Below are 19,792 nucleotides of genomic sequence, written 5' to 3' on the forward strand. Positions count from 1 at the left end.
TGCGCCTCGGAGTCCCGTCAGGAACCGGTCAGCTGGTCGAGCACCACACCACCGCTGTAGGTGACGGCCATCGCCAGCGTGCCGCCCGCCACGTTCCGCAGCACCGCCCGCACCGGCCCGGCCCCGCCCAGCCCGGCGCTCACCCAGCCCGACGCGGTGAGCGCGAGCAGCACGGCCAGGACCGTCACCCCCAGCCGCCAGGACGCCGGCGACAGCAGGACCGCGAGCAGCGGCACCAACGCGCCCAGGGTGAAGGCGGCGGCACTGGCGAACGCCGCCTGCCAAGGATTGGTCAGCACCGTCGGATCGATCCCCAGCTCGGTGTGCGCGTGCGCGACCAGCGCGTCCCGCTCGGTGAGCTCCACGGCCACCTCACGGGCCAGCGCGTCGTCCAGCCCGGCACTACGGAAGAAGTCGGTCAGCTCGTCCAGCTCCCCCTCCGGATCCTCCGCCAGCTCACGCCGCTCCTTCGCCAACGCGGCCTGCTCGGTGTCCCGTTGGGTGCTGACCGAGACGTACTCCCCGGCCGCCATCGACATCGCTCCGGCCAGCAGACCGGCCACGCCCGCCACCGCCAACGCCGTCCGCGACCCGGACGCCCCGGCCACCCCGGTCACGATGCCCGCCGTCGACACCACCCCGTCGTTGGCCCCCAGCACAGCCGCCCGCAACCAGTTGAGCCGGGCCGACAGCTCGGCCCGGCTCTCACCCGGCGCGGCAGTTGTGGCCTCCCCGGCCGCTGGAGTCCGTCCGTCCATCAGCGATCACCTCCGATCATCCCCGGGGGCTACCCGTTCCCCCGATGATCATTCGGCCCGCCCTCCCCCGCACGTCCGACGTCCACCGACGGCTCGACGAGCGCGCGCCCGGCCGCCGTCAGCGAGTCGAGGACCGCTCGGTGTCCGCTCTCCCCCGGCTCCCCCGGCACCCTCTCCACCAGTTGCTGCCGCTCGGCACGTGCGACGCGCTGTGAGATCGCCCCCGCCGTCACCACGGTTCGGCGCGCGTACCGCCCGGCCTGGGACGGCGGTGGAAAGAGGTGAAGCCGTCCGTGAGGCTCTCGGCCGGCAGGACCCGCCGCCGGAGGCACTTGGCACGCCGATGGCACAGGCCGACTGAGAGCCCGGAAACGACCGAGGGCCAGTTCGTGAGGATCACTCCTCCGAACTGGCCCTTCTCATCTGTGGGCGCGGACGGTTTCGAACCGCCGACATCTGCTTTGTAAGAGCAGCGCTCTACCACTGAGCTACGCGCCCCCCATCGCGGCCCGGTGGGGGCACGACGACTGCCTAGGGTACCTGGTTCGCGGGGTGGTGTGGTGCAGGTGGCCGGGGATCGGGACGGGTAGGGGTGCCGGTGTGGTGGGGCGATCGGGAACAATGGGCAGTGGATCAGCGGTCGGAACAGGGAGCGCGCAGTGAGGGTGGCCGGCGGGAGTGGGCGGGGGCGGCGGCCGGGGAGTGCGGTGGCCGAGGCACTGGTGCTGCCGCTGGTGGTAGCGGGTGCGCTGGGTGCCGCCGGGGCAGCGTCGTTCGGTGCCGGCGGGGGCTGGTGGGGCCGGCGGGGCGGCGAGGGGGTGCGAGCGGACGCGAAGGCGGCCCGGGACGCGGCGCAGCAGGCGTTCTACGAGCTGGACTCCGCCCAGCGCGAGGTGCGGCTGGCGGTGGAGACGGTGCGCGCGGCGGAGGATGGTGCGACGGCGCGACGGGCGGCAGCGGACTTCGAGGCGATCTCCGGCCGGGTCGACCAGGTCACCGTGAACTACCTGGCGGCACTGGACGCGCACGACCTGGACGCCGAGGAGTTGGAGTCCGGTGCGGCGGCGCGCGCCCGGCACCAGTTGCAGGACGTGAAGGGGCAGCTGGGCGCGGCGCAGGCGGAGCTGAACGACTTCCTGCAGCGGTTGCAGCCGGTCCTTCAGCGCGCCGAGTCGCAGCTGATGCGGGTGACCCCGGCGGTGGAGCAGGCGAAGCGGGCGTTGCTGACCGCGGCCACCACGCTGGAGGAGGTGCGCGGCGCGGGGCTGCGGGCGGACGATCTGGCTGCCCGGCTGGCCGAGCTGAGCCCGGAGCTGGGTCGGCTGAACGAGGGGGCCGGCCGGCACGGGGTGGCCGCCACGCTGCAGCGTGCGGAGCAGGTGAAGGAGCGGGCCGACGCGATCGCGGCGGACGCGGAGCACCTGCCGGAGCGCGCGCGGGAGATCGACCGGCGGGTGGCCAGCCTGCGGACCCGGATCCAGGCGCTGGAGACCAAGGCCGCCACGGTGGAGCCGGCACTGAGCGAGCTGCGGCGGCGGTTCTCCACGGCCTGCTGGCAGGACCTCCAGCGGGTGCCGGACCAGGTGGCGGAGGCGGGGCACGCGGCAGAGCAGAAGCTCGCCGAGGCGGCGCGGGCGCGCGACGAGCAGCGCTGGGCGGATGCGACCGGCGCTATCGGCACGGTGCGCGCCCTGCTGGACACGGCGGACGGCTCGGTGGCCGCGGTGAACGAGCGGCTGCGGCAGCTGAACGAGGTGCAGCACGATCCGAACCGGGAGATCGAGCGGACCCGGTTCGCGCTCCGGGACGCCCAGCGGCTCGCGATGGCGGGGCGGCAGGCGCCGGATCCGCGGCACGCGGCTCCGCTGGACACGGCAGTCGGTCGGCTGGACGGCGCGGTGGCGGCGCTGGAGGCCGCCGGCCGGCACCCCGACTACTGGCACTTCCTGACCGAGCTGGCGGCGGTGCGGGAGACGGCGGCGCAGGTGGTGGAGCTGATCCGGGAGGACCTGGGCGGACACCGGTAACGCAGGGCACCGTTGACGCAGGAGCACCAGAGGCGCAGGGCACCGTTGAGGCGCAGGAGCACCGGTAACGCACCGCACCACCGACCCGGGCACCCTGCGCCGCCGGTCCGCACCGGGCTACCCTGCGGGTATGCCACGCTACGACTTCCGCTGCCGCTCCTGCGGCGCCACCTTCGAACTCCGCCGCACGATGGCGCAGGCCAACGACCCCGCGGTCTGCCCGCAGGGACACGAGGACACCGTGAAGCTGCTGTCGGCCGTCGCCGTCACCGGTGGCGCGTCCGGCGGCGCCGCGCAGCAGGCCCCGTCCGGTGGCGGGGGCGGCGGCTGCTGCGGCGGCGGTTGCTGCGGCTGAGCGGGGCGCGGAACGTCCGGGGCCGAGGCCTCAGCCGTTGACGACTGCCTCGACCGGGCCGGTGTCCACCCCGCCCCGGACGCGGGCCAGGAACTGACGGATGATCTCCTCCCCGGCCGCCACGCCCACCTGGTCGAGGGCGGTGACGCCGGGGGCCCTCCAGCCGCTGTCGGCGAGTTCGCCGTGGCCGGGGCGCCAGGCGGCGTCGGCGGCGAGCAGCAGGTCCGCGTCGAGCAGTGAGTCGCCGGCGGCCAGCACCGTGGCCCCGCCGACCCGCCGCTCGACCTCGGCCAGCGCCGCGCTCTTGCTCAGCGGCGCCGGCACCGCGTACACCTTGCGGCCCTGCAGCGAGACGGTCCAGCCACGTTCGGCGCACCAGCCGGTGAGCTCGTCGAGCCAGCCGGCTGGCAGCTCGGCGCGTTCCACGACCAGGTAGGCGAAGAGTTCATCGGCGACCCGCCGCTTGTGCGTCCACTCCGGGTCCGCGCACAGGGCCAGGTGTTCGACCACCTCTGCCAGCGGCACCGAGGCGGTGGCCAGCCGGCCGGCCACCTCGGCCTGCCAGTCCTCGTCCGGGACGCCGTCGACGAGCAGCCGGCCGCCGTTGCTGCAGATCGCGTAGGCGGGGATCCAGCCGGGCGTCGGGCCGGGCAGGTTGACCCGCTCGTACTGGGTCCTGGTCCGGGTGGTGGCGGGGACGAGGAGCGCCTCGCGGGCGAGTTCGACGAGCATTTCGGAGGCCTGCTCGGTCATGAACGAGAGCGCCTTGCCGTCGTGCACCTCGACGGAGAGCAACCGCGGTGCGAGACGGTCGGGCACGTCCAGGGCGAGGGCGCGGTTGCTGTAGATCAGGGTGCGGTCGAGGTCGCTCGCGACCAGGAAACCACGGGGACTGCTCATCGGGCTCAGGACTCCTTCGCCAGGACGGCCGTGCCGGAGGCGCCGGTCGCTCCGCGGCTGTAGCGGGGGTGGATCAGGCCGACGCACGAGTACGGCAGGTCGTCCACCTCCTCGACGGGGATGCCGCGCTGGGCGGCGAGCAGACGGACGTGGTCGAGATCGGCGCCGGTGCCGCGCCGGGCCAGCACCCGCCAGGGCACGCGACGCAGCATGACCCGGGTGGTCTCGCCGACGCCGGGCTTGACCAGGTTGACGTTGTCGATGCCGTACTCGGCGCTGATCCGCTCGACGGCGGCCCAGCCCGCCCAGTCGGGGGTGCGGTCCTCGGCGGCGAGCCGGTCGGCTGCCGCCCGCACCTCGCTCCGCACCTCGGCGAAGTGGTCGGCGACGGTGTCCAGGAAGGCGCCGGAGACGTCCCCGCCGGCCAGCTCGGTGTAGTGCTTGGCGCCGTGGAAGTCGTCCGGTCCGATCAGGTCGGCGCGCAGCACGGTACGGGAGATCAGGCCGGAGACGGTCGAGTTGAGGCAGGCGGACGGGATGAGGAAGTCGTCCCGGGTGCCGTAGGTGCGCACGCAGCGACCGGGGTCGGCGAGGACGGCCAGCTCGGGGTCGAACGCGGTGCCGGCCAGGGCCTCGGCGAGCTCGCGGGTGATCGCGCCCTTGCCGGTCCATCCGTCGACGAACACCACGTCGGGGGCGTTGTGGTGGGCGTCCAGGTATCGCACGGCGACCGGGTCCAGGCCCCGGCCGCGGATGATCGAGACCGCGTAGTGCGGGGTGTCCAGGCCGTGCGCGAAGGCCAGCCAGCGGCGGATCAGGACCCCCACCGGGGTACCGGCCCGGGCCAGCGAGGCCAGTACGAGACCGCGACCGCGCTCGCGTACCAGTGTCTCCGCGACGGTGCCGACGGCGAGCGCGATCCGGCGGGCGGAGATCCGCAGCGCCTGGTGGAACAGCTCCTGGTACTCGGGGCTGGGCTGGTACTCGACCGGCAGGGATTCCGCGTAGTGGGCGCCGCCGTTCTGGACGGCCTCCTCGCGTTCCTCGGTGGGAGCCTCCAGCGGGACGTCGGAGAGGTCCTTGAGCAGCCAGGACACCTCGTCGGCGCGGTAGGACGAGAACCCCGGGCCGTGGAGCGGCGCGGGCAGGGCGGCGGACAGCGCGGGAGACGGACCGGAGGGCAGGCGGGAGGGCCGGTGCGACGGCAGCACGGCGAGGACCACCCGGTCGGTGACCTGCCGCAGCTGACCGAGCAGGGACCGCTCGCCCTCGTGCAGTTCGGTGGTGTCGGAAACGTCGTCGATCACCAGCACGACCGCGTCGAAGCGGCGGGCCGGGTCGACGCCGGGGGCGACGTTGTAGACGTAGCGCTCGCGCGAACCCCTGTCCTGAGGTTCGTCGTGGGCGGGGAAGGAGAGCCGGGTACGGATCGCGTAGCCCGGGTCGTCCACCGCGAGGACGGGCGAGCGGGTGGTGGTGGAGTAGCGGACCCGTTCCTCGCCGTTCGCGAGGCGGTCCGCGAGGGCGCCGGCGAGGCGCAGCGGCGCGTACATCAGTTCCTCGCAGCCGAGGACCAGCACCCGCCCCGACCCGGCCGTCGCGAGCGCCCGCCCCGACCCGGCCGGCTCCGGCACCCGGCCGCCCTCGGCCGGCTCCAGCGCGACGGCCAGTTGGGCGGCCAACCCCGGGAGAGCGGCTTCGAGTTGCGACCGGTGCACGGCGCTGAAGCCGTGCCGCCCGCCGTCGGGCAGGCCGTCGGGCCAGTCGAGGGCGACCCGCACCAGCGGGGCGGGGGCGGCGGGGGGCGGCTCCGGGGCCGGACCGACCTCGGCGATCAGCCGCTCGGCGCGGGCGAGGATGTCACCGGGCAGCGCGACACCGCCGCCGGCGGTGGCGACCAGGTCGAGCCGGGTACCGAGTTCGGCGGCGGTGTCGGCCAGCCGGCGGCGGTCGGCCTCGTCCCGCAGGTCGACCAGGGCGACCACCACGTAGTGGTCGCGCGGGTGGTGCGCGTGCAGCTCGCGGATGGTGTTGAGCACGGTGTTGCCGGTGGAGAACTCGTCGTCCACCAGGACGAGCGGGCCGTCCCCGGCCAGCAGCGCGGGGTCGGCGGGCAGCAGCAGGTGGGAGGTGGCGTGCGAGTGCTCCTCCTCGAAGCCGCCGACCGGGGTCACCCCCGCGACCGGGCGGCGGGTGGAGTGCAGGTAGGGGGCGTCCAGGCCGTCGGCGACGCTGTGGCCGAGGCCGGTGGCCGTCTCGGCGTAGCCGAGCACCACGGCGCGGGCGGCCGTCTCCTCGCCCAGCAGCTCGCGAACCCGGCGTCCGAGGTCGAGACCCGCGCCGTGCACCACGGAGGGGCGCTGCGGGACGTGCTTGCCGAGCACGGTGGAGACCAGCAGGTGGGCGCGCTTGGGGTTCTCGCGCAGGGCCAGGCCGACCAGTTCGGGGAGGCGGTCCGATCCGGTCAGGGCGACGCCCGCCCGGTCGGCCACCCAGCGGCCGGTCCACTCTTGCTGTGCTGTCACTACTGGTCCTGCCTTCGATGGTGCGAGTCGTGCGATCGGTGCGATGCGTGCAGTCGGAGCGAGGTCGTACAGGTGGTGCCGGTCGTGCCAGCCGTACAGGTCGTACAGGTCGGGGACGCGCAGGCCGGACGGCCACCCGGCCCGTGTGGTCAGCCGCAGAGGCAGGCCGAGAGCAGCTCGGCGAAGCTCACGTCCTCCCGCGCCACCCCGAAGACCTCGGCGCGCAGCATCACCCGCTCCGCCCATGCCCGGTGCGGCTTGGCCTCGTTCATCTTGTTGGTGTACGCCGATCGGAGTACCCCGCCGCCACCGCGCTCCTGGTCCAGGATGTCCCGGGCGTCGCTGTACTCCTCGTGGGTGACCACGGAGAGTGCGTGCACGGCGGGGACGTGGCTGGGGTGGATGCAGGTCTTGCCGAGCAGCCCGTTGGCCCGGTCGAGCTCGATTTCGCGGATCAGGCCGTCCAGGTCGTGCTCGATGATCCGCTGGCGCACCGCCTCCCCTGAGGGCTCCGCCTCGGCGAACGGGGTGCGGCGCAGTTGGGGCTTGAACATCCGCTCCTGCACGGGGAAGTACTCCCAGACCGGCCCGGTCACGGTGAATCCGGTGCCGTCGGCCCGGCCGAGCACGTTGACCACGTCTCCGATCACCGCCGCGACCAGGGCGACGTCGTACGCGGTGAGGTCGGCCGAGCGGCGCAGCCCGTACGCGGAGCAGAGGTCGGTGACACCGAGGCGGACGGCGAGGACGCGCTCGCGGTACTTGTCGAGGAGCCGGGCGATCCCGAACAGCTGCTCGCGGCGGGTCTCCAGGTGGGCCAGCTCGGGGGACTCCAGCACGGGCATGGCGAACAGCCGCCGGCCGGTGGCCGCCTCGGCGTCGGCGAGCGCCTCCAGGAACTCGCCGCCGCTCTCCTCGGTGAACTTCGGCAGCACGAAACCGGTCAGCAGCCCGATCGCGGGGCCGAGCCGGTCGGCGAGGTCGGTGATCTGGGAGGCGGCGCGGACCCGAATGAAGAGGAGGGGCAGGTCTTGTGCGCAAGCAGTGAAGGTTTCGACGGTTCCGGCCGGTTCGGAGGCCACTCCCCGGACCTCTCCCAACCACCCGCCGGGCGCCTCGGCGCGCACCTCACCGCGGGCCCGCCGCTCATCCCGCAGCTCGTCGAGCGCCGCGCCGGACGCGTCGCCCCGGGACGCGCCGCGCAGCTCGTCGAACAGCTCGCCGAGCTGGACCACCAGGTTGGCCTCGGCGGCGGTCACCTCGTGGTCGGCGATCGCGTCCTCCAGGCAGAGCACCATCGAGACGACGCCCCGACCGGCCTGCTTCCGGATGTCCGTGCCCAGCGTGGGCCTGGTGGCGGGGCTGTAGAGGGTCGCGCCGAGCGCGGTGGCCAGGACGGCCGCGTCGCTCTCCGCGGAGAACGCCCGGGGCTGTTCGAGGAAGAGCCGGCCGCGTACGTCGTCGGCGAGGTGGCCGAAATGGCGCATGGTGCTCTCCTCAGGGTTGCGGCCGCCGATCCGGCGGGGTTCGTGCTCAGAGACGTGCGGGGAGGTGCTGGGGGCGTGCGGGGAGGTGCTGGGGCCGTGCGCGGAGGTACCGGGGGGTGGCGGTGCAGGGAGGTGCTCGGAGAGTGCGGGAGGATGCTCGGAGGGGGCCACGATCCCGGTGTGAGGTCGGGCTGCGGAAGGTCGGGGTGCGAGCCGTCGGGCACCGCTGCGGGGTGCGGGGCGTCACGATGGTTAACCGGTCCACCGGGCCCGGTGGTTCCCGGGCGCACGCTGCTGATCCCCCCTGCCGAACCCCCCGGGACCCTCTGAGGGCCCATCGTACGGACGACTTCCGGTCGAATGCGATTCCGAAACATCGAATTCTCGGAAGATTACCCTCCGCTTCACAAAGCGCAAGCATTGGCAAAGTCCCACGGTTTCGCCACCTCCGGTCACGTTGTCCGAAGGGGTGGCGAACGGGCAGGATGGTCGGCTATGACGCACGTGATGGCCAAGGGCGCCAACATCGCACTGCCGGTGGCGGCGGTCCGCGCCGTGCTGCGCTGGAGCGCCACGCCCGGTGCGCCGGACGTGGACGCCTCCGCGCTGCTCCTCGGCGCCGACGGCAGGGTTCGTTCCGATGCCGACTTCGTCTTCTACAACCAGCCGAGACACCCCTCGGGGCAGGTGCGCCACCTGCCCAAGCAGCAGACCTCCGCCGGCACCGAGATCGCCGACACCGTGGAGGCCGAGCTCGCCAAGCTGCCGCCCGAGGTGGACCGGGTGGTCCTGGCCGGCTCCTCCGAGGGCGGCTCGTTCCGCACGGTGACCGGGCTGCGCCTGCTGCTCTTCGACGCCGGCGCCGGGGAGGGCGCCGCCGCGCTCGCCGAGTTCGCGATGCCCGAGAACGACGACGTCACCGCGCTGGTCGCGGGCGAGCTCTACCGCCGGTCGGGGTCGTGGAAGTTCCGGGCCGTCGGCCAGGGCTACGCCACCGGTCTGATCGGCCTGGCCACCGACTTCGGGATCACCGTGGAGGACGCCGCGGGCGGGCCCCAGGACGCCGGGCCGGCCGACCAGCCGGGCCGGCCCGGTCCGGGGGCGGACCCGCGCGCCGCCCTGCCGGATCCCCGTCCGGCCCCGCGGCCCGAGCCGGGCACGTACACCCTGGCTCCCGCCGTCCCCCTCACCGCCCCGCAGCCACCCGCGTCGTCGCCGGCCGCGGCCGTACCCGCGAACACTCCTCCGCCGCCGCCCGCCCCACCCGCGATGCCGACGACCGCGCCGACCCTCCCACCGGCGCCCCCGGCCCAGCAGCCGGGGTACGGCTATCCGCCGCAGGCCCCTCAGCAGCAGGGCGGCTACGGCTACCCGCAGCAGGCGCCGCGCCCCGGTTACGGCTACCCCCAGCCGGCCCACCAGGCGCCGCCGCAGACCTATCCACCGCAGCACCCGGCCCCCGGCTACGGCTACCCGCAGCAGCTCGCACCGCAACAGCAGAGCGGCTACGGCTACCCCCCGCCGAACACCGCCCCGCAGCCCCAGCAGCCGCCGGTGCAGCAGCCCGCACCGCAGGCTCCCCAGTCCCCGGCCGCCACCGAGGAGTTCGCGCTGCCGCCGCAGGGTCCGCAGTTCCAGCCCCGCTGACGGCCGCCGCACCAGCCCGGGGCCCGACCGCGAGACCCGGAGCCGCAGCAACCGGAGCTGGGCACCCGACCGCCGCACCGGCCCCGGGCCCGGGGCCCGGAACCCGGGGCCCCGGCCCGCGCGGCTACTCCGGCCCCGAGGGGTTCTTGTAGCCCCGCTGCCACTGCATCCCGAAGCCGTACAGCCGGTCGATGTCCGCCTGGAAGCCGCTGACGTAGCGCACCTCGCGGCGCACCGTCAGCTGGTTGTCCCCGGCGTTCTCGATCAGCACCACCGCGCAGGAGCGCGCGGCCGCGGCACGCTCCTCCAGCTTGATCTCGATCCGCGGACCGGTCTGCGGCACGATCGTCACCACCGCGTTGGCCTGCTCGAACGCGGGGGTGCCGTCATAGATGTAGACGAAGATGAGCAGCCGCTTGAACTGGTCCTTCTTCTCCAGGTTCACGTACATCGTCTCGCCGGACGGCGCCCCGTACTGGTCGTCACCACTGAGCTTGACGTAGGGCGCGCGCTGGAGGTCCCCGAAGTAGCCGCCGAGCGGCTGGACCACGCCCCGGCTGCCGTCCGAGAGTTCGTACATGCAGGCCAGGTCGAGGTCGACGTTGAGCTGGGCGCCCTGCTGGGCGTCCGGTTCCATCGGGCTGAGGATGTGGGGGCTGAACCAGCGCTTGAGCGTGTCCCGGCCGGAGGCGCGCGGTGCTCCTATCCGGGTCGTCCAGTGCAGGTTGACGTAGAGGTAGCCGGTGGTGGCCGCAGCCCCGGTGATCGCGTGCTGCGGCGTCGACTTGGTGAGCGTGATCTTGTGCTGCCCGCCCGGGTCGAGGGTGTTCCGCTCCCCGCGCAGGTACTCCCAAATCGAGGCCATCCCAGTCCTCCCCCAGGGGCCGTCAGTCGGTCCGACGGTCCGCCGCTCAATGATCCGGCATCAGCCCGTCCGCCGGGTACCCGAACTCCCTACCCACCAGCGTGAACCGGACACCGCCCACGGCACCGACGGGCCGCCGGCGGAGCGCCGGCACGGCAACTGACGCGGCACCGACGGGCATCTCCCGACCCGGACAGCAGCCGGTCGGCGGCCGACGGCGGGTCGGCTGGCGGGGCGAAGCTCCCCTCCCGTAACATGCCGCCCCTTCGGACGCGATATCGTCTAGCCGCACAGGTGTCCCGACCGCCCCCGCCCGGGCGCGGCGGGCACGCCCGGCGGCAAGGACGCACCGTCAGGCCCTGTCCCGACGACGGGATCTGATCGCCTGTGTCGCACTGTGACCTGTCCCCTGCGGAAACCCGAGGCCCGACCCGCAATGAACCTGACCTCCATACAGCTGGTCTGGACCGTCATCGGCGGCGCAGCCCTGCTGTTCACCGCCATCCTGGTGGCGACGCTGCGCTTCAAGAACACCACCAGGAACGAGGAGTCGGGCGACTCCTGGGAGCGCACCGAGGAGCGCCGCCGGCGCAAGGAGATGATCTACGGGATCTCCTCCTACGTCCTGCTGTTCTGCTGCGCCGGCGTCGCGGCCGCGCTGTCGTTCCACGGCCTGGTGGGCTTCGGCAAGGAGAACCTGGGCCTGTCCAACGGCTGGGAGTACCTCGTCCCGTTCGGCCTGGACGGCGCCGCGATGTTCTGCTCGGTGCTCGCCGTGCGCGAGGCCAGCCACGGTGACGCGGCGCTCGGCTCCCGCCTGCTGGTCTGGGTGTTCGCGGTCGCCTCGGCCTGGTTCAACTGGGTGCACGCCCCGCGCGGCATGTCGCACGACGGCGCCCCGGAGTTCTTCTCCGGCATGTCCATCTCGGCCGCGATCCTGTTCGACCGGGCGCTGAAGCAGACCCGCAAGGCCGCGCTGCGCGAGCAGGGCCTCGTCCCGCGGCCGCTGCCGCAGATCCGCATCGTGCGCTGGCTGCGCGCCCCCCGCGAGACCTACGCCGCCTGGTCGCTGATGCTGCTGGAGAACGTCCGCAGCCTGGACGAGGCGGTCGAGGAGGTGCGCGAGGAGCGCCAGGCGAAGGAGGCGGCCAAGCTGCGCGCCCGCAGCGCCGACCGCCGCGAGCGCGCCGAGCTCAAGGCCATCTCCCGTCAGGGTGGCATGCTCGCCCGGGCCCGCGGCGGCCGTCAGGTGCCCGCGCTCACCGCTGCCGGAGACGGCCCGAGCGCTTCGGAGCCTGCCCTAGCCGCTGACGCCGACGCCACCTCCCAGGCCGGCCGCTCCGCGCTGGAGCCCGCTTCGTCGTTGAGCGCCCTGGAGGCCGGCCGCCGGCCGCGTGCCGCCGTCGGCTCGTCCTCGACCGGCTCGCTCGGCGATTCGTCCTACCTCGGCAGCAGTTCCTCGTCGTCGTCCTACCGCAGCTCGACCATCGACCTGACGGCCGACGACGACACCCTGTCGATGCCCAAGCTGGACTCGCTGGAGCGCAAGCTGCGCGCCATCGAGCAGCAGCTCGGCTGACCCTCGGCGGGGACGACGCGACAGCCGACACCCCGCACCCGGCGCACGCGCCACGCACCGGAACACGCACCGCACCGCACCACCCAGCGGAGCACGCACCGCACCGGAGCACGCGAACGGCCGCCCCCTCACAGGAAGGGGGCGGCCGTTCGCGTGTGCGTTCCGCGGACCGAAGCGGCAGCACCCACGGACCCAGGACCCAGGAGGACGGGTCCCGGGGCTCGTGGTCGGAGCGCTACTTGTCGGCGCTCACCAGTTCGTGTTCTCCCCCGCCACCCTCGGCGGCCACCCGGCGGTTGCGCAGGACCGACGAGCCGAGGGCGAGACCGATGAAGGCGACACCGATCAGGCCGGTGACGATCTCCGGGATGTGGTACTCGATGCCGACCAGCAGGATCACCGAGAGCGCGCCGATCGCGTAGTGCGCGCCGTGCTCCAGGTAGACGTAGTCGTCCAGGGTGCCCTGACGGACCAGGAAGACGGTCAGCGAGCGGATGTACATCGCGCCGATGCCGAGGCCCAGGGTGATCTGGAAGATGTCGCTGGAGATGGCGAACGCGCCGACGACGCCGTCGAAGGAGAACGACGCGTCCAGCACCTCCAGGTACATGAAGAGGAAGAACGCGGCCTTTCCGCCCACCTGGACGATGGACTTCCCGGACTTCGTCGCCTTCTCCTCCGCCTCTTCGTCCTCCTCCAGGCCCGCCTCGAAGATCGAGGAGAGGCCGTTCACGGCGAGGTAGGTGACCAGGCCGAGCACACCGGCCAGCAGCACCGTCTCGGCGTGCTCCCCGGCGAAGAAGTTGGACGCCAGCAGCAGCGTGACCAGCGCGACGACCGTCGAGAAGGCCTCCAGCTTGCCGACCTTCTCCAGCGGACGCTCGATCCAGGCCAGCCAGTTGTAGTCCTTCTCCTCGAAGACGAAGTCGAGGAAGATCATCAACAGGAAGACGCCGCCGAAGGCCGCGATGGCCGGGTTCGCGGCCTCCAGGTACTGGCCGTAGGTCAGACCCTCGTACGTCTTGTCGGAGTGGAGCGCGAGGTCGATGACCGTCGCCGGACTGAGGTGCGCGGTGAGGCCGACGACCAGCAGCGGGAAGATCAACCGCATACCGAAGACGGCGATCAGCACGCCGACGGTGAGGAAGATCTTCTGCCAGTACGGGTTCATCCGCTTCAACACCGTGGCGTTGACCACCGCGTTGTCGAACGACAGGGAGATCTCCAGGATGGAGAGGATCAGCACGATGCCGAATCCTTCAGCTCCCCAGAGCAGGCCGGCTGCGATCAGCCCGATGACGGTGATCGCGAATGACCAGCCGAAGGTGCGGAGGAACACGGGACTTGGTTACCTTTCGAGTTCATGGCGCCGAGAACGTCGACCACGTCGACCAGGGCTTCGGGCCTTTACTGTACGTTTACGCCGAAATCGAGGGCAATGCCGCGCAAGCCCGAGGCGTAGCCCTGGCCCACCGCGCGGAACTTCCACTCGCCGGCGTAGCGGTACAGCTCGCCGAAGATCATCGCGGTCTCGTTGGAGGCGTCCTCGGTGAGGTCGTACCGGGCGATCTCCTGCCCGTCCAGGGAGTTGACCACCCGGATGTAGGCGTTGCGCACCTGCCCGAAGTTCTGCAGGCGCGACTCGGCGTCGTAGATCGACACCGGGAAGGCCACCTTGTCCACCTGCGGCGGGACGAGGTCCAGGTTGACCAGTACGACCTCGTCGTCGCCCTCGCCGTCACCGGTGAGGTTGTCGCCGGTGTGCTCGACCGAGCCCTCGGGGCTCTTGAGGTTGTTGTAGAAGACGAAGTACTCGTCACCGAGCACCCGGCCTCCCGAGCAGAGCAGTGCGCTCGCATCGAGGTCGAACGGCGCACCGGTGGTCGAGCGGGCGTCCCAGCCGAGGCCGATCTGCACCTGCGTCAGATTCGGCGCGGCCTTGGTGAGCGAGACGTTTCCACCCTTGGCGAGCGTGACACTCATGGCTGTCCTTCCTCCCTTTCCTCCCGGGGCGCATCTCAAGGTCTATTCCCCCGTGGCCCCGCCCGGCCTCCCTCGGCCGGCTGAACTTCCTGAACTCCTATCCTTCCAGTGCGCCGGGACAGCACGAAGCCGGGGCGGCCGCCGACGCCTCGCGTCCGCGGCCGCCCCGGCCCGGTGGTACCTCGTCAGGCCCGCAGGGCCCGCCGCCCGACTCAGACGTTGACGCCGAAGTCCTGGGCGATGCCGCGCAGGCCGGAGGCGTAACCCTGGCCGATGGCGCGGAACTTCCACTCGGCGCCGTTGCGGTACAGCTCGCCGAAGACCATCGCGGTCTCGGTCGAGGCGTCCTCGGAGAGGTCGTAGCGCGCCAGCTCGTTGTTGTCGGCCTGGTTCACCACGCGGATGAACGCGTTGCGGACCTGGCCGAAGTTCTGGGTCCGGTTCTCGGCGTCGTAGATCGACACCGGGAATACGATCTTGTGCACGTCGGCCGGGACGGTCGCCAGGTTGACCTTGATGGCCTCGTCGTCGCCCTCACCCGCACCGGTCAGGTTGTCGCCGGTGTGCTCGACCGAGCCCTCGGGGCTCTTCAGGTTGTTGAAGAAGACGAAGTTGCCGTCCTTGTCGACCTTGCCCTGGTCGTTGCAGAGCAGGGCGCTGGCGTCCAGGTCGAAATCCGTGCCGGTGGTGGTACGGACGTCCCAGCCAAGGCCGATGACCACGGCGGTCAGGCCGGGGGCTTCCTTGGTGAGCGAGACATTGCCGCCCTTGCTCAGGCTGACACCCACTGGTCCTCCAAGATTCGGGAGGCACCCCCTGGTGCCCCCGTGGTGCGGTCAGAGGTGTCGGCGGCGATTGCGCCGAGCCTCTGACCAGCCAACGGACCGATCGTAGTGCCGGGTTCCCGTCCTGGGCAGGGAACGGGCCCGGCGTGGCTGTTCGAATCTGCGCGGCCTTCCCCGCAGTCGGTCCACAGCCCGCCGGGCCCGTCGGGCGCACCCGCGAACGGGCCCGTGGGGCGCACCCGCGAAGGGGTGCGCCGGGGGCGTCAGAGCGCGCCGAGGACCTTCAGGTACTCCTGCTCGTCACGCGCGTCCGGCAGGTCGTTGACGACGCTCCAGCGCACGACGCCGGCCTTGTCGATCACGAAGGTGCCGCGCACCGCGCAGCCCTTCTCCTCGTTGAAGACGCCGTAGGCCCGGGAGACCTCGCCGTGCGGCCAGAAGTCGGAGAGCAGCGGGTAGTCCAGGCCCTCCTGCTCGGCGAAGACGCGCTGGGTGAACGGGGAGTCGTTGGAGATCCCGAGCACCTGCACCTCGTCGTTCTGGAGGCGCGGCAGCTCCTTCTGGATCGCGCAGACCTCGCCGGTGCAGACGCCGGTGAAGGCGAACGGGTAGAAGACCAGGACGACGTTCTTCTCGCCCCGGAAGTCGGAGAGCTTGACCAGCTCGCCGTGCTGGTTCTTCAGCTCGAAGTCCGGAGCCTCGGTGCCGACCTCGATGGCCATGGTGGGACCTTTCTGACGCGACAGGGCCGCGCGGCGGGCGCGGCGAAGCGCCATCCTCGCATTCACTGGCACCGATTCGGCCGAACGGGTGAGGCGGCCGGCGACCGGAGCGGCCACTTTCGCCCACGGCGAACGCGGCCCCGGCGGGGGATCCAGCCCGCGGCGCGAAACGGCGGGGCCCCGCTGGAGGAAACTCCAACGGGGCCCGGCCCAGGATCGCGGCTCAGGCTCGCGGGGCGCTCAGCGCTTGCCCGCCTTGGCTGCCTTGGTCGCCAGCCGGGTGGCGGCCCAGTCCTTGGCGATGGCGATCGAGCTGGTCTGCGAGAGGCCGGCGGTCCGGGCCGCGTCGGCGATGTCGGAGGCCTCGATGTGACCGTCACGGCCGGTCTTGGGCGTCAGCAGCCAGATCAGGCCGCCCTCGGCCAGGTATTCCAGGGCGTCGACGAGGGAGTCGGTGAGATCTCCGTCGTCGTCACGGTGCCACAGCAGGACGGCGTCGGCGACGTCGTCGTAGTCCTCGTCGACGAGATCCGTCCCGGTGATCTCCTCGATGCCCTCGCGGAGTTCCTGGTCACTGTCTTCGTCGTACCCCAGCTCCTGGATGATCTGGTCCTTCTCGAAACCGAGACGGTGGGCCGGGTTGGACTTGTCCGCGGGGTCCGCGGTCGCGCTCACGGGAATAACCTCCAGTATTCGGCTCGGCATCCTTGCCGAGGCTTGGCCGTAGTCCACACGGGCGCGGCGGTTCGCGCAAGTACCCGACCCCCGATCCCCTCCAAAGGTTGACGTGTCGCAGGGGAACACGCCGGTCGACGTGTCGCGAATCACACCGATTTGCCCTTCTCTGCATGAGACAAGGATGCTTCGGGTGACCCCGGTCCACAGGCCGTACGCGTGCCCGAGATGCGAACGGCATTCGGGTCCGCGCGTGCGCGGGCGTAGAGTCTCCTGTTGGCCCTCACCCCGACCGCCCGCCATCGGACGGTCGGGCAACCAGGTCGGACCACCTTCGTTCGTAACACCCGGTGGTGCGGGGCGCAGGCAAGAGCGCCTGCTCCGCGCGCCACCAGACCGTACCGCCCACCGGGCGGAACGGTTACCGATCGGTAGAGATGACGGATCTCCGAGCGCGGTAGCACGATGGAGGCGGCGCGACACACCTCAGTTTCGACCGACAGTGAAGGAACAGCGTGGCTTCCGGATCCGATCGCAACCCGATCATCATTGGCGGCCTTCCGAGTCAGGTCCCGGACTTCGATCCCGAGGAGACCGCGGAATGGCTGGAGTCGCTTGACGCGGCCATCGACGAGCGGGGGCGCGAGCGTGCCCGCTACCTGATGCTCCGCTTGATCGAGCGCGCCCGCGAGAAGCGTGTCGCCGTGCCCGAGATGCGCAGCACGGACTACGTCAACACCATCGCCACCAAGGACGAGCCGTTCTTCCCCGGCAACGAGGAGATCGAGCGCAAGGTCCTCAACGCGACCCGCTGGAACGCGGCCGTCATGGTCTCCCGGGCCCAGCGTCCGGGCATCGGCGTGGGCGGCCACATCGCCACCTTCGCCTCCTCCGCGTCGCTCTACGACGTCGGCTTCAACTACTTCTTCCGCGGCAAGGACGCCGAGGGCGAGTCCGGCGACCAGATCTTCTTCCAGGGTCACGCCTCCCCCGGCATCTACGCCCGCGCCTTCCTCCTGGACCGACTGTCCGAGCAGCAGCTCGACGCCTTCCGCCAGGAGAAGTCGAAGGCGCCGTACGGCCTCTCCAGCTACCCGCACCCGCGGCTGATGCCGGACTTCTGGGAGTTCCCGACCGTCTCGATGGGCCTCGGCCCGCTCGGCGCGATCTACCAGGCCCGGATGAACCGCTACCTGGAGCACCGGGGCATCAAGGACACCTCCTCCTCGCACGTCTACGCCTTCCTCGGCGACGGCGAGATGGACGAGCCGGAGTCGCTGGGCCAGCTGTCGCTGGCCGCGCGCGAGGGCCTGGACAACCTGACCTTCGTGGTCAACTGCAACCTGCAGCGCCTGGACGGCCCGGTCCGCGGCAACGGCAAGATCATCCAGGAGCTGGAGTCCCAGTTCCGGGGTGCCGGCTGGAACGTCATCAAGCTGGTCTGGGACCGCAGCTGGGACCCGCTGCTCGCGCAGGACCGCGACGGCGTCCTGGTGAACAAGCTGAACACCACGGTCGACGGCCAGTTCCAGACCTACGCCACCGAGACCGGCGCGTACATCCGCGAGAACTTCTTCGGCGGCGACCTGCGGCTGCGCAAGATGGTCGAGAGCATGACCGACCAGCAGATCCAGCACCTGGGTCGCGGCGGCCACGACCACGCCAAGGTCTACGCGGCGTACAAGGCCGCCCGCGAGCACAAGGGCCAGCCGACGGTCATCCTCGCCCAGACGGTCAAGGGCTGGACGCTGGGCCCCAACTTCGAGGGCCGCAACGCCACCCACCAGATGAAGAAGCTGACGGTCGAGGACCTGAAGCGCTTCCGCGACCGGCTGCACCTGCCGATCACGGACAAGCAGCTGGACGAGGGCTACCCGCCCTACTACCACCCGGGCAAGGACTCGGAGGAGATCCAGTACATGCACGACCGCCGCAAGGAGCTGGGCGGCTACGTGCCGACCCGCAAGGTGCGGCCGCGGCAGCTGGAGCTCCCGGGCGACGACGCCTACAAGGCGGTCAAGAAGGGTTCGGGCAACCAGACCATCGCCACCACCATGGCGTTCGTCCGGGTGCTCAAGGACCTGATGCGGGACAAGGGCATCGGCAACCGCTTCGTGCCGATCGCGCCCGACGAGTACCGCACCTTCGGCATGGACTCGCTCTTCCCGTCGGCGAAGATCTACAACCCGCTCGGCCAGACCTACGAGTCGGTCGACCGCGAGCTGCTGCTGGCGTACAAGGAGTCCCCGACCGGCCAGATGCTGCACGACGGCATCTCCGAGGCGGGCTGCACCGCGTCGCTGATCGCGGCGGGCTCCTCCTACGCCACGCACGGCGAGCCGCTGATCCCGGTCTACGTCTTCTACTCGATGTTCGGGTTCCAGCGCACCGGCGACCAGTTCTGGCAGATGGCCGACCAGCTGGCCCGCGGCTTCGTGATCGGCGCCACCGCCGGCCGCACCACGCTGACCGGCGAGGGCCTGCAGCACGCGGACGGCCACTCGCACCTGCTGGCCTCGACCAACCCCGGCGTCGTCGCGTACGACCCGGCGTACGGCTTCGAGATCGCGCACATCGTCCAGGACGGCCTGCGGCGGATGTACGGCTCGTCGGCGGAGTTCCCGCACGGCGAGGACGTCTTCTACTACATGACCGTCTACAACGAGCCGATCAAGATGCCGGCCGAGCCGGAGAACGTCGACGTCGAGGGCATCCTCAAGGGTCTGCACCGGTACGCGCCGGCCGCCGCCGGCCAGATCCCGGCCCAGATCCTCGCCTCCGGCGTGGCGGTGCCGTGGGCCCTGGAGGCCCAGCGCATCCTCGCCGAGGAGTGGAACGTCAAGGCCGACGTCTGGTCCGCGACCTCCTGGAACGAGCTGCGCCGCGACGCGGTGGAGGCCGAGGAGTTCAACCTCCTGCACCCGGAGGAGCAGCAGCGCGTCCCGTACGTGACGCAGAAGCTGCAGGGCGCCGAGGGCCCGTTCGTCGCCGTCTCCGACTGGATGCGTGCGGTGCCGGACCAGATCTCGCGCTGGGTGCCGGGCCAGTACCAGTCCCTTGGCGCCGACGGCTTCGGCTTCGCCGACACCCGTGGCGCGGCCCGCCGCTTCTTCCACATCGACGCGCAGTCGGTCGTCCTGGGCGTGCTCACCGAGCTCGCCAAGCAGGGCAAGATCGACCGCAGCGCGCTGAAGGACGCGATCGACCGCTACCAGCTGCTGGACGTGGCGGCGGCCGACCCGGGTGCCGCCGGCGGCGACGCCTGACCGCTCGGTGAGCCGGTGAAAGTGAACCGGTGAACAACGAGCCGGTGAACAACGAGCCGGCGAACAACGAGCCGGCGAACAGTGCACCGGTGAACAACCGGTAGGCCGGCGGACCGGTCCAGGGGCCGGACCTCCCAGGTGGGGGTCCGGCCCTTCGCCGTCCCCGGCCACCGGGCGGTCGGGTGACCTCCGTCACATCCTCTTGAACCTCACACGGG

Annotated in this window: 16 protein-coding genes and 1 tRNA gene; 6 read left to right on the forward strand and 11 right to left on the reverse strand. The window is 71.8% G+C overall.

Annotated elements, in window-relative coordinates; translation table 11 throughout:
- Positions 1 to 17 precede the first annotated feature (17 nt).
- Positions 18 to 758, reverse strand: a complete 741-nt coding sequence (locus AB0J08_RS08110) for a VIT family protein (RefSeq protein ID WP_360628769.1) — start codon at positions 756 to 758, stop codon at positions 18 to 20.
- Between the two features lie 44 nt (positions 759 to 802).
- Between AB0J08_RS08110 and AB0J08_RS08115 the strand changes: the two genes are divergently transcribed.
- On the forward strand, positions 803 to 973 hold the full coding sequence (locus AB0J08_RS08115) for a hypothetical protein (RefSeq protein ID WP_360628772.1): 171 nt from the start codon (positions 803 to 805) through the stop codon (positions 971 to 973).
- A 211-nt stretch (positions 974 to 1,184) separates the two neighbouring features.
- Here the strand turns inward: AB0J08_RS08115 and AB0J08_RS08120 are convergent.
- Positions 1,185 to 1,256 (reverse strand) — tRNA-Val (locus tag AB0J08_RS08120).
- A gap of 209 nt (positions 1,257 to 1,465) precedes the next feature.
- On the opposite strand from AB0J08_RS08120, the gene AB0J08_RS08125 reads away from it, so the two are divergent.
- Together AB0J08_RS08125 and AB0J08_RS08130 are read left to right on the forward strand one after the other, a co-directional pair.
- Positions 1,466 to 2,785: a hypothetical protein gene (locus AB0J08_RS08125; protein ID WP_360628775.1), complete on the forward strand. Its 1,320-nt coding sequence runs from the start codon at positions 1,466 to 1,468 to the stop codon at positions 2,783 to 2,785.
- A gap of 130 nt (positions 2,786 to 2,915) precedes the next feature.
- On the forward strand, positions 2,916 to 3,140 hold the full coding sequence (locus AB0J08_RS08130; RefSeq protein ID WP_148645294.1) for a zinc ribbon domain-containing protein: 225 nt from the start codon (positions 2,916 to 2,918) through the stop codon (positions 3,138 to 3,140).
- 30 nt (positions 3,141 to 3,170) lie between these two features.
- On the opposite strand, the gene AB0J08_RS08135 is transcribed toward AB0J08_RS08130, so the two are convergent.
- The 3 genes from AB0J08_RS08135 to AB0J08_RS08145 all read right to left on the reverse strand — a co-directional run bounded on the left by AB0J08_RS08135 (position 3,171) and on the right by AB0J08_RS08145 (position 8,052).
- Positions 3,171 to 4,040, reverse strand: a complete 870-nt coding sequence (locus tag AB0J08_RS08135; protein WP_360628778.1) for an HAD family hydrolase — start codon at positions 4,038 to 4,040, stop codon at positions 3,171 to 3,173.
- Between the two features lie 5 nt (positions 4,041 to 4,045).
- Positions 4,046 to 6,565, reverse strand: coding sequence for a phosphoribosyltransferase (locus AB0J08_RS08140; RefSeq protein WP_360628781.1), 2,520 nt, complete (start codon positions 6,563 to 6,565; stop codon positions 4,046 to 4,048).
- A gap of 149 nt (positions 6,566 to 6,714) precedes the next feature.
- Positions 6,715 to 8,052 (reverse strand): HpcH/HpaI aldolase/citrate lyase family protein, encoded by a 1,338-nt coding sequence (locus AB0J08_RS08145; protein ID WP_360628784.1) that lies wholly within the window; start codon positions 8,050 to 8,052, stop codon positions 6,715 to 6,717.
- 495 nt (positions 8,053 to 8,547) lie between these two features.
- On the opposite strand from AB0J08_RS08145, the gene AB0J08_RS08150 reads away from it, so the two are divergent.
- On the forward strand, positions 8,548 to 9,699 hold the full coding sequence (locus tag AB0J08_RS08150) for a TerD family protein (protein WP_360628787.1): 1,152 nt from the start codon (positions 8,548 to 8,550) through the stop codon (positions 9,697 to 9,699).
- Between the two features lie 124 nt (positions 9,700 to 9,823).
- Here the strand turns inward: AB0J08_RS08150 and AB0J08_RS08155 are convergent, their stop codons facing one another.
- The gene (locus AB0J08_RS08155) at positions 9,824 to 10,564 is read right to left on the reverse strand and encodes a Tellurium resistance (protein WP_360628790.1); all 741 of its coding nucleotides are present in this window, start codon (positions 10,562 to 10,564) and stop codon (positions 9,824 to 9,826) included.
- 436 nt (positions 10,565 to 11,000) lie between these two features.
- On the opposite strand from AB0J08_RS08155, the gene AB0J08_RS08160 reads away from it, so the two are divergent.
- Positions 11,001 to 12,143, forward strand: coding sequence for a DUF2637 domain-containing protein (locus AB0J08_RS08160; protein ID WP_360628793.1), 1,143 nt, complete (start codon positions 11,001 to 11,003; stop codon positions 12,141 to 12,143).
- A 235-nt stretch (positions 12,144 to 12,378) separates the two neighbouring features.
- On the opposite strand, the gene AB0J08_RS08165 is transcribed toward AB0J08_RS08160, so the two are convergent.
- From AB0J08_RS08165 to AB0J08_RS08185, 5 genes are all read right to left on the reverse strand, one after another.
- Complete coding sequence (locus AB0J08_RS08165) at positions 12,379 to 13,482, reverse strand: DUF475 domain-containing protein (RefSeq protein WP_360628796.1); 1,104 nt, start codon at positions 13,480 to 13,482, stop codon at positions 12,379 to 12,381.
- A gap of 68 nt (positions 13,483 to 13,550) precedes the next feature.
- The gene (locus AB0J08_RS08170) at positions 13,551 to 14,126 is read right to left on the reverse strand and encodes a TerD family protein (protein ID WP_360628799.1); all 576 of its coding nucleotides are present in this window, start codon (positions 14,124 to 14,126) and stop codon (positions 13,551 to 13,553) included.
- A 212-nt stretch (positions 14,127 to 14,338) separates the two neighbouring features.
- Positions 14,339 to 14,914, reverse strand: a complete 576-nt coding sequence (locus tag AB0J08_RS08175) for a TerD family protein (RefSeq protein ID WP_360628802.1) — start codon at positions 14,912 to 14,914, stop codon at positions 14,339 to 14,341.
- 260 nt (positions 14,915 to 15,174) lie between these two features.
- Positions 15,175 to 15,633: a peroxiredoxin gene (locus AB0J08_RS08180; protein ID WP_360628806.1), complete on the reverse strand. Its 459-nt coding sequence runs from the start codon at positions 15,631 to 15,633 to the stop codon at positions 15,175 to 15,177.
- Between the two features lie 240 nt (positions 15,634 to 15,873).
- Positions 15,874 to 16,308 carry a DUF3052 domain-containing protein gene (locus tag AB0J08_RS08185; protein ID WP_329487476.1) on the reverse strand — a complete coding sequence of 145 codons (435 nt, stop codon included), beginning with the start codon at positions 16,306 to 16,308 and terminating at the stop codon, positions 15,874 to 15,876.
- 515 nt (positions 16,309 to 16,823) lie between these two features.
- Between AB0J08_RS08185 and aceE the strand changes: the two genes are divergently transcribed.
- A complete protein-coding gene (aceE, locus tag AB0J08_RS08190) occupies positions 16,824 to 19,574 on the forward strand; it encodes a pyruvate dehydrogenase (acetyl-transferring), homodimeric type (protein ID WP_360628809.1) in 2,751 nt (916 codons plus the stop codon).
- Positions 19,575 to 19,792: the final 218 nt, after the last annotated feature.

The organism is Kitasatospora sp. NPDC050463, assembly GCF_040655255.1.
In the GTDB taxonomy this organism is placed as follows: Bacteria; Actinomycetota; Actinomycetes; order Streptomycetales; family Streptomycetaceae; genus Kitasatospora.